Genomic DNA, 14230 nt, shown 5'->3' on the forward strand with positions numbered 1-14230 from the left:
GGAAACCCCCGAATCCGATGCTACGACAAGGCACCGACAATTTCGTCACAAGAAAATGATCTTGACCCCGAAGTCCCGGAATTGTCGTACCCCGTTGGTAGAGTGGAATTCGGGGGGATCCCCGCACCCGGCACGACTAAATGTGAGCTTTCGTCGGCGATAGCGGAGCGGAATTCAGCCCCGCAAACCTTCGCCATCAAGCCCAACCCACCACACCCGACCGCGATCGCGAGGATTGACGAATCACCTCGGGACGACCGCGACCACAAAACCCCGCACTCACCCCTGAGTGCGTTGGTCGTAATCCCTTTGCCGCGCCTGGATCTCGTCCGCGTTGGTGACGGTCCAGGTGTACAGGTGGCCGAAGGGTTCGCGGAGGGATTCGCCGAGCGGGGTGAGGGCGTACTCGACGCCGATCGGGGAGGTCGGCAGGACGCGGCGGGTGATCATGCCGTTGCGCTCCAGGCGGCGGAGGGTCTGGGTGAGGACGCGTTGGGTGACGCCTTCGAGGTGGCGCTTGATGTCGTTGAAGCGGCGGGGCCGGTCGAGCACGGCCATGATCATCATGGACCACTTGTCGGCGATCTGGTCGAGGATCGGGCGGCTCGGGCAGTCGGCGCGGTAGACGAAAACCGGCTGGGAACTGGTCATGTCGGTATCCCCCACGATCCTTGCGATGCCTGAAGTGCGTTCTTGACGTCGTCCACCCGTCGCAGCACCGTGAGTATGCATCAGGAACCTAGTTGCGGACGGAGAGCACAAATGGACACCTACGCCACCTTGCGGGTGAATCTCGACGCCGGCGTCGCACGCGTGACGATCGACAACCCGCCCGTGAACGTCCTGGACGTCGCGCTGATGACGGACCTCCGGCATCTGCTGACCGCGCTGCGCGACGACGACGAGGTCCGGGTCGTCGTGTTCGACAGCGCGGACCCGGAGTTCTTCATCGCGCATGTCGACATGGGGCTCGGCGAGGACGACGTCGCGGGGCTCTCGGTCGACCTGCCGGACGGGGTGAACGCGTTCCAGGTGGTGGGGGAACTGCTGCGGCACCAGCCGCAGGTGACGATCGTCAAGCTGGCCGGGATCGCGCGCGGTGGAGGGGCGGAGTTCGTGGTGGCGGCGGACATGGCGTTCGCGGCCGTCGGGCGGGCCGGGCTGGGGCAGGTGGAGGCGCTGATGGGGATCGTGCCCGGCGGCGGGGGCACGCAGTACCTGGCGAGCCGGATCGGGCGGAACCGGGCTCTGGAGGTCGTGCTGGGCGCGGCTCTGCACGACGCGGAGACCGCGGAGCGCTACGGGTGGGTCAACCGGCGGTTCCGGCCGACGAGCTGGACGGCTTCGTCGACCGGCTGGCCCGCGACATCGCCGCGCTGCCGGAAGGGGTGATCGCGGCGGCCAAGGCGGCGATCCGGCCGGAGGACCTGGCCGAGGGGCTGCTGCGGGAGCACGACGCCTGGGTCGGGCAGGTGTTCCGGCCCGCGGCGGGACGGTTGATCGGCGGTGGGCTGGCGCACGGCGCCCAGACCCGTGACGGCGAGCGGGACCTGGAGGGGATGCTCCGGGGGCTGTGGAGCCCGGCGCCCCCGGAGGGAGGGGGACGCCGGGCCGTCGGCGGGGTCAGGCGACGGCGTGGAGGTTGCCGTCGGCGCCGATGAGGCAGCGGGCGCTGTTGGTGCCCGCCTGGACGAACTCGGTGACGCAGCGGCCGAGCTGGGCGTGGCCGTCGGCGTTGGGGTGGAAGGACTGCTGGGCGAGGTGGATGCCGATGGCGTCCAGGCCGCCGTGCACGAGGGCGTCGGGGTCGACGGTGATGCGGCGCTGCCACTCACCGGCGGAGCTGGCGCCCTTGCTGCAGGCCTCGTGGTTCTCGGTGGCGCGGGCGAAGTCGAGGAACTTCACGCCGGCGCGGGTGGCGGCGCCGCGCAGGGCGTCGGAGAACTGGGGCACGGCGACGGTCCGGCCGTACTGGGCGTCGGCCAGGCGCAGCGGGCAGCCGTACGGGCCGTGCAGGACGGAGTCCATCTTCTCGGTCAGCGGCGAGGCGTACGAGGTGAGGACGAAGCTGTACGAGGAGTTGGCGTAGCCGGCCTGGGTCATGGCGGAGCGGACGTCGGCGATGGCGGCCTCGACCTTCGGCGCCATCGCGGCGAGCCGGGCGGGCCACTGGGTCTGGAGGCTGGACCGGCAGGAGGAGCCGAACGGGTTCAGCCAGGCCTCGATGCAGCCGACGATGGTGTCCGCGAACTGCGGGTCGTCGTTGGCGCCGATCTGCAGGACGACCGTGGTGACGCGGTTCTGCCGGGCGATGTCGATCAGGCGCCTGGCCTGCGAACCCTCGGTGTAGTGCACGGTGTCGGCCAGCGACACGTTCGCCGAGTCGGCGCCGGAGCAGGCGAGGTTGAACGTCCGGTCGGCCACGTGGGTCTGGTGCACCAGCGCCCGCGTGGAGCGGTGGCACCAGTTGCCGTTCTCGCCCTCGGTGCCGGACTCGTAGGCGCCCGCGCCCTCGCCGGAGATGGCGCTGTCGCCGAGCGACACGATCGCGGTCGGCCGGGTGTCGGCCGGGGCGGCGGACACGGGTTGGGCGATGGCCGCTGTCAGGACGAAAGCGGCGAGTACTGCTCGTAGCGCACCGACGCGCATGGCGACTCCAGGAAGATCACGGCCATTTCGCGCCGGTCGACGCAAAATGACCGTAATCTCGGTGTTACCGCACGACAATGGACCGAACGGACCCCAAACACCGCGGGTTCGGGTTCACGAACCGGTCGTCCTGGCCAGCCGGAACGCGAAGTCGAGCCGCCGCCACCCGCCGTCGACCACCCGGCCGTCCGGGGTCGGCCCGGTGGTGGGGACGAAGTCGACGACGAGGTCGTCCTTCACGCCGAACACGGTGTCGGAGTCGAGGTGGTCGCCGCCCGCGACGAACAGCTGGGTGATCAGCTTCTGGTGGCCGGGCGCGGAGATCATGAAGTGCAGGTGCGGCGCGCGGTACTGGTGCCGTCCGGTCGCCCGGAGCATCTCCCCGACGGGGCCGTCGGCCGGGATCGGGTACGCCGAGGGCAGGATCGACCAGAACGCGAACCGGCCGTCGGCGCCGGTGCGGAAGCGGGCGCGCAGCACCGGGCCGTCCAGGTCCGGCAGTTGGATGTCGTAGAAGCCGTCGTCGTCCGCCTGCCAGACGTCCACGACCGCGTCCGCCAGGGGCACGCCCGCCGGGTCGGTGACCAGGATGTCCGCCCACAGCGGGATTCCCGCGATGCCCTCGGCCAGGTCGGCGCCGGACTCGACGACCGGCGGACCGTCCACGTAGAACGGTCCGAGCACCGCGGACGGCGTCGAGTCGGGGGTCCGCGAGTTGGTCAGGGCGTCGACCGCGCTGGACAGGCCCAGGGTGTCCGACAGCAGCACGAACTCCTGCCGCACGTCGCTGCTGATCTGCCCGGTCCTGGTCAGGAAGTCGACGGCCGCCTGCCACTCGGCCTGCGTCAGGTCGTTGGTGGTGGCGAAGGAGTGCAGGCGCCGCACCAGGTCCGTGAGCAGCGACCGGACGCGCGGGTCCGGGGTGCGGGCGAAGCTCGCGACCACCTCGTCGGTCAGCCCGCCGAGGTCGGGGACGCGGCTCGCGGGCCGCTTGCCGTGCCACGCGTCGGACAGCAGCGCGGCGACGCCCTCCCCCGTCACCTCGCGCGGGTTCTGGTAGACCCGCGAGGTGGACAGCTCGACCGCGAGCGGGAGGTCCTCCAGCGGGAAGTCCAGCTGCCGCAACGAGGTCGGGCCGCCGACCGACTCGACGAGGTCGAACACGCCGGCGGGCGCGTCCGGCACGCCGAGCGCGCCCGCGATGCGCTCCATCACCTCGGGGACGGCTTTCGCGTTGTACGCCATGACGTGCGGCAGGACCACGGTGTGCGTCTCGGCGTGCGGCAGGCCGAAAGAGCCGCCGAGGGTGTGGCAGATCTTGTGGTGCAGGCTCATCCCGACCGAGCCGAGGCAGGTGCCCGCGAGCCAGGCGCCGGTCAGCAGGTCGGCGCGGGTGTCCACATCGGACGGATCGGCGGCCAGCGCGCGCAGCCCCCTGGAGATGCGGGCGACCGCGTCCAGCGCGATGGAGTCGGTGATCGGCTCGGACTGCGGCGAGTACAGCGCCTCCACGGCGTGCGCGAGCGCGTTCACGGCGCTGGTCACCGACAGCTCGACGGGCAGGCTCAGGGTGAGGTCCACGTCGTAGACCACGGTCTCCGGTCGGATCTCCGGCGCGGACCGGGTGGTCTTGCGGCCCTCGGCCGTCTCGCCGAGCACCGCGGTCACCTCGGACCCGGAGTAGGTGGTCGGCACGATGACCTGCGGCACGTTGGTGCGTGCGGCCAGCGCCTTGGACAGCCCGGTGGTGGAGCCGCCGCCGATCGCGACCACGCAGTCGGCGCTGTTGGAGCGCAGCACCCCCAGGGCGTGCTCGGTCACCTCGACGGGGGTGTGCATGGCGGCGCCGTCGAAGCGCGCCGCCAGCAGCGGGCCGAGGGACTCCCCGACCCGTTGCGCGACGTCGTCCAGCCGCTTGCTCGCCAGCAGGAGCACGCGGTTGCCGCCGACCCTCTCCACCTCCGCCCGCACCTGCGAGATGGTGCCGGAGCCGAAGACGACGCGGGTCGACCGCACTTCGTGGACGAAGGGCTTCATCAGGCGGTGAACTCCGGGGTTCGTTCGGGGCTCGCGTCGGCGAGCAGCTTGGGCAGCGTGTCGAGTGTCGCGTCCGCACCGTAGCTGGGTGATCCGGGCTGCTGGCGCCAGGACTCGTCCAGGCCGCCCGCGTCGACGGCGTCGAAGCCCAGTTCCTCGACGAGCGCCAGCACGACCGCCTTCGCCGTCTCGTCGTCGCCCGCCACCGGCAGCGCGATGCGCCCCTCGGTGCCCGCGGGGACGCCCTTCTCCAGCAGGTGCAGGGCGTAGATGCCGTTGAACACCTTGACGACCGGGTGCCCGAGCCGGTCGGCGACCCAGCGGCTCTCGGTGGTGCCGTCCTCGATCGCGGCGATGCGGCCGTCGCGCTTCGGGTAGTAGTTGCCGGTGTCGATCACGGCCACGCCCTCGGCGGCCTCGTCCAGCAGGCCCTCGGGCAGGTCGGCGACCTTGCCCAGCGGGATGGTCACGACCACGACGTCGGCGCCGCGGGCCGCCTCGGTGAACAGCACGGCCTTCGCGCCGGTCTGCGTCGCCAGGTCCGCGAGCGTCTCCGGTCCGCGCGAGTTGGCCACCGACACGTCGTGCCCGAGCGCGGTCAGCCTGCGGGTGAGAGCGCCGCCGATGTTCCCCGCTCCGATGATGCCGATCTTCATCGAGTCACTCCCCGTCGAATCGCATGGGTGCAGCTTGCCTTCAGCCGGTCCAACGCGCACCGCCATCCGGATCATTCCGCCGGGCCCGCAAGAGTGCGGTCGCGCCTCTCCGGCGCGGGGGGAGGATCCTCGCGAATCCGAGGAACGGGGTGGACCAGTCGGTGGCGCGCTTACCCGAGTCCGGCGATCCCGGTCCGGACCCCGAGGTCGTGCGGCGGGCGGTCGGCGGTGACCAGGTGGCGACCAGGGCGCTGCTGGAGGCGGTCAGACCGGTGGTGGTGCGCTACTGCCGGGCTCGGGTGGGGCGCCACGAGCGGACGTTCGGCTCGGCTGACGACGTGGCCCAGGACATCTGCCTCGCGGTGCTGACCGCGCTGCCGACCTTCCGGGACCAGGGCAGACCCTTCCTGGCGTTCGTCTTCGGCATCGCCGCGCACAAGGTCGCGGACGCCCACCGCGCGTCGGCGAAGAACCGCGTCGAGCCCATGTCGGAGGTGCCGGACTTCGAGGAGGTGGCGGCCGGTCCCGAGGAGCGGGCCATGCTCGACGATCTGTCCACTCGAATGGGTGGTTTGTTGCGGACACTTCCGGACCGCCAGCGGGAAATCCTGGTACTGAGAGTAGTGCTCGGGCTGTCCGCGGACGAGGCAGCCGAGGCGATCGGGTCCACACCCGGAGCCATTCGGGTGGCTCAGCACCGGGCGTTGACCCAATTGCGCAAAGCGGTGGGTGTTCCCGGAAGTTAGGCAAGTGTCCAGAAACCGATTTACATTCACGCGGTGAACGACGAGAGCCCCGAGTTGGTATTGCGCTCCGCGGTCGAGGCGGCGGTCCGCGAGGTGCTGCGCGCGGGCACCTCACCCGACCCGTGCTTGGTCATCAACCAGGTGATGATCGACTTCGCCGTCCGGGTCGCCGCGGTGCAGCACCAGCTCGCCGCGGTGGCGGAGCGCGACCCCTCGGGCGGCGTCGCGCTGGCCCGCAGGCACCTCGGTGTCGCGTTCGGGCACTTCAGCGACGGGCGGGCCGCCGAGGGGCGGGCCGAGTTGATCACGGCGCGTGCACTGCTGAACGGGACCGGTGACGCCGACCGCAGTCACGAGTGGAGCCTCTGAAGCCGGAAACGGGGCGGAGGTAGGCTTTCCGCCATGGCTTCCCAGGCAGCGATCGGCTTCACGCGCGGCGCCCCCTCGTTGGACATCATCGACACCGAAGGGCTGGTCGAGGCGACCAAGCTCGCCTTCGCCGAGGACCCCGCGGGCACGACGGCCTACGGCACAGCGGTCGGCTACGCGCCGCTGCGCAAGTGGATCGCCGAGCAGCACGGCGTCCCGGTCGAGCAGGTGCTGGTCACCAACGGCTCGATGCAGGCGGACGCGTTCCTGTTCGAGCAGCTCGTCTCCCCCGGTGACGCCGTCATCGTTGAGGCGCCGACCTACGACCGCACCCTGCTGAACCTCCGCCAGCGCGGCGCCGAGGTGTACCCCGTCGCGCTGCACGAGGACGGCATCGACGTCGACGCGGTGCAGGCGCTGCTGGAGAGCGGTGTCCGCCCGAAGCTCGCGCACATCATCCCGAACTTCCAGAACCCGGCCGGGTACACGCTGAGCGCGCCGAAGCGGGCCCGCCTGCTCGCGCTCGCCTCCCAGTACGGCTTCACGCTGTTCGAGGACGACCCGTACTTCTCGATCCGCTTCGAGGGCGAGCAGCTGCCGACGATGCTGTCGCAGGACACCTCGGGCAGCGTCGTGTACGCGTCGTCGTTCTCGAAGACGGTGTGCCCCGGCATCCGGGTCGGCTACCTCGTCGGGCCGGTGGAGGTCATCGCGGCCATCACCAAGCTCGCGACCACGACCTACATCTCCCCCAACATGGTGTCGCAGTCGATCGTGAACCAGTTCTGCCGCTCGGGCAGGCTCGACAAGTCGATCGACACCGTGCGCGCGGCGCTGCGCCAGCGCAAGGACGCCCTGGTGTCGGCGCTGGAGCGCGAGCTGCCGAAGGCGGAGTACACCGCGCCGCAGGGCGGCTACTTCATGTGGGTGCGGCTGCCCGGCGTGTCGATCGACGCGCTCGCGGACGCGGCGGCGCAGCACGGGGTCGCGTTCGTGAAGGGCGCCGACTTCCTGCTCGACGGCGGCGACGACTCGGTGCGGCTGGCGTTCTCCGGTCTGTCGGTCGACGAGATCGACGAGGGCGTCACGCGTCTCGCGGCGGCCGTCCGCTCGCTCGACGCGTGATGCGGGACCAACTCGTCGAGGAGTTCCTGGAACGGCTGTCGGCACGGGTGTCCGCACCCGGTGGCGGTGCGACGGCCGCGCTGCACGCCGCCCAGTCCGCGGCGCTGCTGGGGATGGTCGCGCGGTACAGCGACGGGCCCAAGCACGCCGGGGACGCGGCCGCGATCTCGGCGGTGCTGTCCGAAGTGGACGCCCTCCGGGTCGACGCACTCCAGCTGGCCGAGGACGACGCCGCGGCGTTCACCGCCGTGACGGACGCGTACAAGCTGCCGAAGGGTCCGGAAAGGTCGGCGGCGATAGCGGAGGCGCTCGCGGGAGCCGCCGTTCCGCCGCTGCGCACCATCGCCGTCGCCGAACGGCTGGTCGACCTCGCCGAGGTGCTGCTGCCCCTCGGCAACCGCAACGTGATCACCGACGTGGCCGCGGCCGCCGACGCGGCCCGCGCCGCGGCGACGACCGCCAGGGTCAACGTCGAGGTCAACGGGGCTGTTTTGGAGTCCGATGTGGACGCGTTGGCCTTACGGGCCGACCGGATCACCGCAAGAGTGCGCGAGGAGATCGCCAAGTGATCACGCTGTCCGGCAAGGAGTTCGCCACCAAGATCCGCGAGGACGTGACCGAGAGGGCCGCCAAGCTGGCCGTCGACGGCACATCCCCGCGACTGGCCGTGGTCACGGCGACCGCCGACGAGGCGACAGCCTGGTACGTGCGGTCGATCGCCAAGGCCGCGGACAAGGCCGGGATCACCTGCGACGTGGTGGACCTGGGCGCGGCCGCGACCGGTGCGGAGCTGACCGAGGCGCTGGCCGCGCTGAGCTCGGACGACGGCGTGCACGGGATCATCCTGCAGACACCGCTGCCCGACGGGCTGTCGGTCGCCGACCTGGCCTCGAACATCGTGGCGCGCAAGGACGTCGACGGCTCGAACCCGGCGTCGCTGGGGCGGCTGGCCGCCGGGCTGACGGCGTTCGCGCCCGCCACCGCCGCCGCCGTGGTCGCCCTGCTGGAGCACCACGAGGTGGAGCTGGCCGGGAAGCACGTCGTCGTCGTGGGGCGGTCGACCGTGGTCGGGAAGCCGGTGGCGCACCTCCTGCTGGACCGGGACGCGACCGTCACGGTGTGCCACTCGAAGACCGTCGACCTGCCCTCGATCACCACCACCGGTGACGTCGTGGTGGCCGCCGTGGGCGTGCCGGGGCTGATCAAGGCCGAACACGTCCGCGAGGGTGCGACCGTGGTCGACGTCGGGACGAACGCGACCGCCGACGGCGGGCTGGTCGGCGACGCCGACGCCGACGTGGCGCAGAAGGCCGGGGCGCTGACCCCGGTGCCCGGCGGGATCGGCCCGGTCACCACCGCGTTGTTGTTGCGCCACACCGTCGAGGCCGCCGAGACGGCCGCGCAGCGGGTGTCGGTTCCGGGACGCAGGCGGCAGCCCAGCTGGCGCCGCTGACCCGCGGCGGTTCGCGCGACCCGACCGGTCGGTCCACTTAGGACCGACCGGTCTCGCGCGTCAGGCCTGGTTGAACGTGTCCGGGTCCGGGCCGAGGCGCTTGCCCGTGTCGAGGCCGGACAGCGCCGCCACGTCCTCGTCGTCGAGGGTGAAGTCGAAGACGTCGATGTTCTCCGCGATGCGCGACGGGGTCACCGACTTCGGGATGACGACGTTGCCCAGCTGGAGGTGCCAGCGCAGCACGACCTGCGCGGGCGAGCGGCCGTGCTTGGCCGCGACGGCGGTGACGGTCCCGTCGGACAGCAGCTCGCCGCCCTGGCCCAGCGGCGACCACGCCTCGGTGGTGATGCCGTGCTCGGCGTGGAAAGCGCGCAGCGCCTTCTGGTCGAAGAACGGGTGCAGCTCGACCTGGTTGACCGACGGCACGACCCCGGTGGCGTCGATGACCTGCCGCAGGTGGTCGGGCTGGAAGTTGGAGACGCCGATCGAGCGCACCCGGCCGTCGGAGAGCAGTTTCGTGAACGCCTTCCAGGTCTCCACGTGCAGGCCGCGCGCGGGCGTCGGCCAGTGGATCAGGTAGAGGTCGAGGTGGTCCAGGCCCAGCTTGGCCAGGCTGGTGTCGAACGCGCGCAGGGTCTTGTCGTGGCCCTGGTCGGCGTTCCACAGCTTGGTGGTGACGAACAGGTCGTCGCGCGGCACGTCCGACTCGGCGATCGCCTGCCCGACGGCCTCCTCGTTGCGGTACGCGGTGGCGGTGTCGATGCTCGTGTAGCCCGCCTCCAGCGCGCGCGTGACGGCGGTCTTGGTCTCGTCGTTCGGCACCTGGAAGACGCCGAAGCCGAGTTGCGGCATCGTGACGCCGTCGTTGAGGGTCACGTTCGGGGTCCTGGTCATGGGATGCGTCCTTCCGGTGGTCAGGGGATGAGGGTGTTGGCGATGCCGCCGTCGGCGCGCAGCGCGGCACCGGTCGTGGCGGAGGACAGGTCGGAGGCGACGTAGGCGATGAAGTTGCCGATCTCCTCGGGCCGGATGAGGCGCTTGAGCAGCGAGGTGGGGCGCTCGGACTCCATGAAGCGGCGCTCGGCCTCCTCGAACGGGATGTCGGCGCCGACGCGGTCGGCGATGAACTCGCGCACGCCGTCGGTGAGGGTCGAGCCGGGCAGGACGGTGTTGACCGTGACGCCGGTGCCCGCGACCTCCTGGGCCATGCCGCGCGAGACCGCGATCTGGGCGGTCTTGGTCATGCCGTAGTGCACCATCTCGGTCGGGATCTGGATGGCGGACTCGCTGCTCACGAAGATCACCCGACCCCAACCGCGGTCGACCATCCGGGGCGCGTAGTGCCTGGCCAGGCGCACGCCCGACAGCACGTTGACCTCGAAGTAGCGCACCCACTCCTCGTCGGGGATCTCGAACACCGGCACGGCGCCGAAGATGCCGAGGTTGTTCACCAGCACGTCGACGTCGGGCAGCCGCTCGACCAGTTCGGCCGCGCCGGACGCGGTCGCCACGTCGGCGGCGACGCCGGTGACGGTCGTGGACCCGGTCTCCTCGCGCAGCTTGTCCACGGCGTCCGCGACGCGCTGCTTGTCACGCCCGTTGACGACCACCGCCGCGTCCGCGAGCGCGAGGGCCCTGGCCGTCGCGTATCCGATCCCGGAGGTGGACCCGGTGATCAGGGCGGTGCGGCCGGTGAGGTCGATCTTCACGGTGCTCCCTCTTGTAGGCGGTAGGCTGTAACCAGCGTGAGCAATACTTGCAGACGCTGGCTGTTGCACACGCTCGATAGTGCTCTCGCGGTCACCGTCGCGCAAACCGGGAAGAGGTGAACCGTGTCACTGGCCGAGGACGCCACCGAGGCGCGCGCTCAGGGCTGGCGGACGCTCGCCGCACTGCACGCGCGCATCGAGGACAGGCTCGAACGCGCCCTGCAACGCGCGCACGAACTCTCCACCAGTGAGTACACCGTTCTGGACGTGCTCGCCCGTCAGGACGACTTCCACCTGCGGATGTCCCAGGTGTCGCAGGCGGTCGTGCTGAGCCAGTCGGCCACCACGCGGCTGGTGACGCGCCTGGAGGACCGCGGGCTGCTCGGGCGGTACCTGTGCGCGACCGACCGGCGGGGGATCTACACCGAGCTGACCCCGGCGGGTGTCGCGCTGCTCGAAGCGGCGCGGCCGACGCACGACACGGCGTTGAGCGAGGCGCTGGCGGAGGCCGAGCGGCTGCCGGAGTTGTCCCCCCTGGTGGCGGCGTTGGCGGAACTGGGGCCGTCAAGCCCTTCCAGGTAGTGGGCGGTGTTGACCCGCCGTGGCGGAGTTGGTCGGATCGGGCTTGTGAGAAACCTGGAACAGCTCGACGCGGCGGACGTCACCCTGGTGATCCGGGTTACGGCACCCCGGGCTTCGAGGGTCGCGAACCGGGTGGCGGACGCGCTCAAGGCCGCGTTGGGGCAGGCGGCCGTGGACGCGGTGGACGTCAGCGCCGTGGACGTCGCGATACCGACGCAGCGGAGCGGGCCCGCGGTGCGGGTGTTCCCAGATTCCCGGCGGGTGCTGCACCGGGGAGTGCCGGTGGAGCTGACCCGACTGGAGTTCGACCTCCTGCTGCACCTGTGCAGCCAGCCGCGGCGGGTGCACCGGAGGGCGGCGCTGATGCACCAGGTGTGGGGTGCCACGACCGTGGTGGACACCCGGACCGTGGACGTGCACGTGCGGAGGATCCGGCGGAAGCTGGGGGACGCCGCCGGGGTGATCGGGACGGTGCGCGGGGTGGGGTACCGGATGGACCAGGAGCACCAGGTGCGGGTCGAGCGGGAGGGCTAGGCCTGCTCCGCGGTGGGGAGTTCCTCGCATTCCGGGCCGTTGGTCCACAACCGGTCGGCGGTGCCCTCGTCGAGGCGGCGGGCGTAGAGCTCGACCTTCCGGTGGATGGTGGCGAGCGCTTCCTGGAGGTCGGCGACCTGCCGCTCGACCCTGGCCTCGTGGCGGCGGAGGACGTCGAAGCGCTCGGCCTCGTTGCCGGGGCCCGCCAGGACGAGGTCGGCGTAGCGGCGGATCTCGGGCAGGGGCATGCCCGAGGAGCGCAGCCTTGTGCAGACCTTGAGCCACTCGACCTCTTCGGCGGTGAAGATCCGCCTGCCCGCGGCGTTGCGCCGGACCGGGGCGACGAAGAGGCCTTCCTGCTCGTAGAAGCGCAACGTGTGCGTGGTCAGGCCGGTCAGTGCGCTGACCTGGCCGATGCTCAGGGTGGTCTCCGCTGCCGTGGACATGGCCCCACCCTACGAGCTTGACTTCGAGTCGGCTCGAACTCGTAGCGTCGTGGTGACACCTCCGGAAGGGGACACCATGAGCAGGACCTGGTTCATCACCGGCACTTCCTCCGGCTTCGGACGGCTGCTGGTCGAGCGGCTGCTGGAGCGCGGGGACCGGGTCGCCGCGACCCTGCGCTCACCCGAGGCGCTGGACGACCTGCGGGGCGGGCACGGTGACCGGCTGTGGATCGCGCGGTTGGACGTGACCGACACCGAGCGGGTGCGCGAGGTCGTCGACGAGGCCTTCGGGGTGTTCGGCACGATCGACGTGGTCGTGAACAACGCGGGCCACGGGGTGTTCGCCTCCGTGGAGGAGGCGACCGACGAGCAGATCCGGCAGGTGGTGGACACCAACCTGCTCGGGTCGATCCACGTCATCCGGGCCGCGCTGCCGCACCTGCGCGCCCAGGGGCACGGCCGCATCCTCCAGGTGTCCACGGCGGGCGGTCAGGCGACGTACCCGAACTTCGGCTACTACCACGCGTCGAAGTGGGGGATCGAGGGGTTCTGCGAGACGGTCGCGCGGGAGATCGCCCCGTTCGGCATCGGGTTGACGATCGTGGAGCCCGGTGCGACACCGACCGGGTTCGGCGGATCGCTGGCGACCGCGCCGATCATGCCGGAGTACGAGAACACCCCGGCGGGCGACGTGCGGCGGGCGCTCGCGGACGGCGGCTTCCCGCTGCCCAACGATCCGGGGAAGATCGCGGGGGCGATGATCGACCTGGTCGACACCGACGCGGTGCCGCTCCGCCTGCCACTCGGATCCGACACCTACCACGACGTGCGGGCGGCGCTGGTGGCGCGGCTCGCCGAGCACGACGCGCAGCGCGAGGTCGCGTTCTCCGTCGTGCGGGACGGGCAGTAGCTAGACGGAGTGCGCGAGGGCGCTGGAGAGCGACTCGAACTCGGCGAAGTCCTCGTGCGCGCCGATCAGCTCCAGGACGCGGGAGACCTGCGGCGAGCGGATCAGGCGGAGGTCGATGCGGAACGCGCGGGCTCGGTTGGCGGTCTCCAGCAGGCAGTTGACGCCGACCGAGCCGAAGAACGAGACCGAGGACAGGTCCAGGATCAGCGGACCCGAACCGGAGGCGACGCTGTCCAGGCTCCAGCGGAGCTTGCGCACGGTGGCGATGTCGATCTCCCCCGAGACCGAGATGACGGTCGCGCCTGCCAACCGCCAGCGCTGGACGACGAGTGAACCTTGGATGTCCGTGGGCACCGGATGCTCCTCAGGGTTGCCGATCCGGTCCCCGACCTGGATCGGATCTCCTCCCTGAAAAGGTAGCCCAGATCCCAGGCGCCACAAGCCTTTCACCTGATCGAGGCGCCGTCCCGCCGCGTCAGCCGCGGGAGGGTTCACCCGTCGGGATTCCGTCCGGGTGCCCCTCGGAGTCGATGGTGTCCTTGTGCCGCTCCATCAACGGCAGCAGGAACCACAGCGTTGCGAAACCCAGGCCCGCCACGACACCGAGCGCGATCGACACCCAGCCGCCGATGATGACCTCGCCGAGCAGGAGCACGGTGCCGGTCATCGAGGCGGCCAGGGTGCCGAGGCCGACCAGCGTGAAGCGGTGGGCGATCGTGATGATGTCCTCGCGCCTGCCCCGTCGGAACAGGATGCGGTGCCACGCGGCGGGCGCGGTCAGCAGCGCGACGGAGGCGGCGGCGAACAGGATCGTGACGAGGTGCGTGACGCGCACGTAGGAGTCGATCTCGCGGTAGCGGTCGGTGAAGACGATGGACAGCAGGAAACCGAAGAGGATCTGCACTCCCGCCTGCGCGACCCGCAACTCCTGGAGCAGTTCGTTCAGGTTGCGCTTGAGCCGTTCCTGCTCGGATTCCTCAGCCTCGCTCATGTGTTCGTTATACCCCGCGACAA

Annotated in this window: 19 protein-coding genes; 10 read left to right on the top strand and 9 right to left on the bottom strand. The window is 71.0% G+C overall.

Features of this window, described 5'->3' with window-relative positions; translation table 11 throughout:
* Positions 1-279: 279 nt before the first annotated feature.
* Complete coding sequence (locus RM788_RS12620; protein ID WP_315931819.1) at positions 280-651, bottom strand: winged helix-turn-helix transcriptional regulator; 372 nt, start codon at positions 649-651, stop codon at positions 280-282.
* A 111-nt stretch (positions 652-762) separates the two neighbouring features.
* Here RM788_RS12620 and RM788_RS12625 point away from each other — a divergent pair, with 111 nt between their 5' ends.
* Both RM788_RS12625 and RM788_RS12630 read left to right on the top strand, forming a co-directional pair.
* Entirely contained in the window at positions 763-1392 is a 630-nt protein-coding gene (locus tag RM788_RS12625) for an enoyl-CoA hydratase/isomerase family protein (protein WP_315931820.1), read from the top strand.
* Positions 1305-1661: a hypothetical protein gene (locus RM788_RS12630; RefSeq protein ID WP_315931821.1), complete on the top strand. Its 357-nt coding sequence runs from the start codon at positions 1305-1307 to the stop codon at positions 1659-1661. Before RM788_RS12625 ends, RM788_RS12630 begins: the two co-directional genes overlap by 88 nt.
* On the opposite strand, the gene RM788_RS12635 is transcribed toward RM788_RS12630, so the two are convergent.
* From RM788_RS12635 to RM788_RS12645, 3 genes are all read right to left on the bottom strand, one after another.
* Complete coding sequence (locus RM788_RS12635) at positions 1624-2649, bottom strand: GDSL-type esterase/lipase family protein (RefSeq protein ID WP_315931822.1); 1026 nt, start codon at positions 2647-2649, stop codon at positions 1624-1626. The two genes, RM788_RS12630 and RM788_RS12635, sit on opposite strands and share 38 nt — an antisense overlap.
* A gap of 114 nt (positions 2650-2763) precedes the next feature.
* A complete protein-coding gene (locus RM788_RS12640; RefSeq protein WP_315931823.1) occupies positions 2764-4686 on the bottom strand; it encodes a maleylacetate reductase and hydroxyquinol 1,2-dioxygenase domain-containing protein in 1923 nt (640 codons plus the stop codon).
* Entirely contained in the window at positions 4686-5342 is a 657-nt protein-coding gene (locus tag RM788_RS12645) for an NADPH-dependent F420 reductase (RefSeq protein WP_315931824.1), read from the bottom strand. The genes RM788_RS12640 and RM788_RS12645 overlap by 1 nt, the downstream gene beginning before the upstream one ends.
* Before the next feature lie 149 nt (positions 5343-5491).
* Here RM788_RS12645 and RM788_RS12650 point away from each other — a divergent pair, with 149 nt between their 5' ends.
* Genes RM788_RS12650 through RM788_RS12670 form a run of 5 tightly spaced genes read left to right on the top strand, consistent with a single transcriptional unit; the run spans position 5492 to position 9035 of the window.
* Positions 5492-6088, top strand: a complete 597-nt coding sequence (locus tag RM788_RS12650) for a sigma-70 family RNA polymerase sigma factor (RefSeq protein ID WP_399343423.1) — start codon at positions 5492-5494, stop codon at positions 6086-6088.
* A 33-nt stretch (positions 6089-6121) separates the two neighbouring features.
* Positions 6122-6457: a hypothetical protein gene (locus tag RM788_RS12655; protein ID WP_315931825.1), complete on the top strand. Its 336-nt coding sequence runs from the start codon at positions 6122-6124 to the stop codon at positions 6455-6457.
* 33 nt (positions 6458-6490) lie between these two features.
* Positions 6491-7582, top strand: coding sequence for an aminotransferase-like domain-containing protein (locus RM788_RS12660; RefSeq protein WP_315931826.1), 1092 nt, complete (start codon positions 6491-6493; stop codon positions 7580-7582).
* On the top strand, positions 7582-8151 hold the full coding sequence (locus RM788_RS12665) for a cyclodeaminase/cyclohydrolase family protein (protein ID WP_315934621.1): 570 nt from the start codon (positions 7582-7584) through the stop codon (positions 8149-8151). The genes RM788_RS12660 and RM788_RS12665 overlap by 1 nt, the downstream gene beginning before the upstream one ends.
* On the top strand, positions 8148-9035 hold the full coding sequence (locus RM788_RS12670) for a bifunctional 5,10-methylenetetrahydrofolate dehydrogenase/5,10-methenyltetrahydrofolate cyclohydrolase (RefSeq protein ID WP_315931827.1): 888 nt from the start codon (positions 8148-8150) through the stop codon (positions 9033-9035). The genes RM788_RS12665 and RM788_RS12670 overlap by 4 nt, the downstream gene beginning before the upstream one ends.
* A 60-nt stretch (positions 9036-9095) precedes the next feature.
* Here the strand turns inward: RM788_RS12670 and RM788_RS12675 are convergent, their stop codons facing one another.
* Together RM788_RS12675 and RM788_RS12680 are read right to left on the bottom strand one after the other, a co-directional pair.
* Positions 9096-9929 (bottom strand): aldo/keto reductase, encoded by an 834-nt coding sequence (locus tag RM788_RS12675; RefSeq protein ID WP_315931828.1) that lies wholly within the window; start codon positions 9927-9929, stop codon positions 9096-9098.
* Positions 9930-9949: 20 nt separating this feature from the next.
* Positions 9950-10744: an SDR family NAD(P)-dependent oxidoreductase gene (locus RM788_RS12680; protein WP_315931829.1), complete on the bottom strand. Its 795-nt coding sequence runs from the start codon at positions 10742-10744 to the stop codon at positions 9950-9952.
* Positions 10745-10867: 123 nt separating this feature from the next.
* On the opposite strand from RM788_RS12680, the gene RM788_RS12685 reads away from it, so the two are divergent.
* Both RM788_RS12685 and RM788_RS12690 read left to right on the top strand, forming a co-directional pair.
* Positions 10868-11326 carry a MarR family winged helix-turn-helix transcriptional regulator gene (locus RM788_RS12685; protein ID WP_315931830.1) on the top strand — a complete coding sequence of 153 codons (459 nt, stop codon included), beginning with the start codon at positions 10868-10870 and terminating at the stop codon, positions 11324-11326.
* A 45-nt stretch (positions 11327-11371) separates the two neighbouring features.
* On the top strand, positions 11372-11860 hold the full coding sequence (locus RM788_RS12690) for a winged helix-turn-helix domain-containing protein (RefSeq protein ID WP_315931831.1): 489 nt from the start codon (positions 11372-11374) through the stop codon (positions 11858-11860).
* On the opposite strand, the gene RM788_RS12695 is transcribed toward RM788_RS12690, so the two are convergent.
* A complete protein-coding gene (locus tag RM788_RS12695; RefSeq protein WP_315931832.1) occupies positions 11857-12306 on the bottom strand; it encodes a MerR family transcriptional regulator in 450 nt (149 codons plus the stop codon). The two genes, RM788_RS12690 and RM788_RS12695, sit on opposite strands and share 4 nt — an antisense overlap.
* Positions 12307-12382: 76 nt before the next feature.
* On the opposite strand from RM788_RS12695, the gene RM788_RS12700 reads away from it, so the two are divergent.
* Positions 12383-13216, top strand: coding sequence for an SDR family oxidoreductase (locus tag RM788_RS12700; protein WP_315931833.1), 834 nt, complete (start codon positions 12383-12385; stop codon positions 13214-13216).
* On the opposite strand, the gene RM788_RS12705 is transcribed toward RM788_RS12700, so the two are convergent.
* Positions 13217-13570 carry an STAS domain-containing protein gene (locus RM788_RS12705; RefSeq protein WP_315931834.1) on the bottom strand — a complete coding sequence of 118 codons (354 nt, stop codon included), beginning with the start codon at positions 13568-13570 and terminating at the stop codon, positions 13217-13219. It lies immediately after the preceding gene.
* A 121-nt stretch (positions 13571-13691) separates the two neighbouring features.
* Positions 13692-14207, bottom strand: coding sequence for a DUF6328 family protein (locus RM788_RS12710; RefSeq protein WP_315931835.1), 516 nt, complete (start codon positions 14205-14207; stop codon positions 13692-13694).
* Between the last annotated feature and the right edge of the window lie 23 nt (positions 14208-14230).

Origin of the sequence: Umezawaea sp. Da 62-37 (assembly GCF_032460545.1) — a bacterium.
Classification (GTDB): Bacteria; Actinomycetota; Actinomycetes; order Mycobacteriales; family Pseudonocardiaceae; genus Umezawaea.

What these genes read in the sequence shown, in the direction of transcription:
- RM788_RS12620 (WP_315931819.1), bottom strand. Translation starts at nt 651, where the DNA reads ATGACCAGTTCCCAGCCGGTTTTCGTCTACCGCGCCGACTGCCCGAGC.
- RM788_RS12625 (WP_315931820.1), top strand. Translation starts at nt 763, where the DNA reads ATGGACACCTACGCCACCTTGCGGGTGAATCTCGACGCCGGCGTCGCA.
- RM788_RS12635 (WP_315931822.1), bottom strand. Translation starts at nt 2,649, where the DNA reads ATGCGCGTCGGTGCGCTACGAGCAGTACTCGCCGCTTTCGTCCTGACA.
- RM788_RS12640 (WP_315931823.1), bottom strand. Translation starts at nt 4,686, where the DNA reads ATGAAGCCCTTCGTCCACGAAGTGCGGTCGACCCGCGTCGTCTTCGGC.
- RM788_RS12645 (WP_315931824.1), bottom strand. Translation starts at nt 5,342, where the DNA reads ATGAAGATCGGCATCATCGGAGCGGGGAACATCGGCGGCGCTCTCACC.
- RM788_RS12660 (WP_315931826.1), top strand. Translation starts at nt 6,491, where the DNA reads ATGGCTTCCCAGGCAGCGATCGGCTTCACGCGCGGCGCCCCCTCGTTG.
- RM788_RS12665 (WP_315934621.1), top strand. Translation starts at nt 7,582, where the DNA reads ATGCGGGACCAACTCGTCGAGGAGTTCCTGGAACGGCTGTCGGCACGG.
- RM788_RS12675 (WP_315931828.1), bottom strand. Translation starts at nt 9,929, where the DNA reads ATGACCAGGACCCCGAACGTGACCCTCAACGACGGCGTCACGATGCCG.
- RM788_RS12695 (WP_315931832.1), bottom strand. Translation starts at nt 12,306, where the DNA reads ATGTCCACGGCAGCGGAGACCACCCTGAGCATCGGCCAGGTCAGCGCA.
- RM788_RS12700 (WP_315931833.1), top strand. Translation starts at nt 12,383, where the DNA reads ATGAGCAGGACCTGGTTCATCACCGGCACTTCCTCCGGCTTCGGACGG.
- RM788_RS12710 (WP_315931835.1), bottom strand. Translation starts at nt 14,207, where the DNA reads ATGAGCGAGGCTGAGGAATCCGAGCAGGAACGGCTCAAGCGCAACCTG.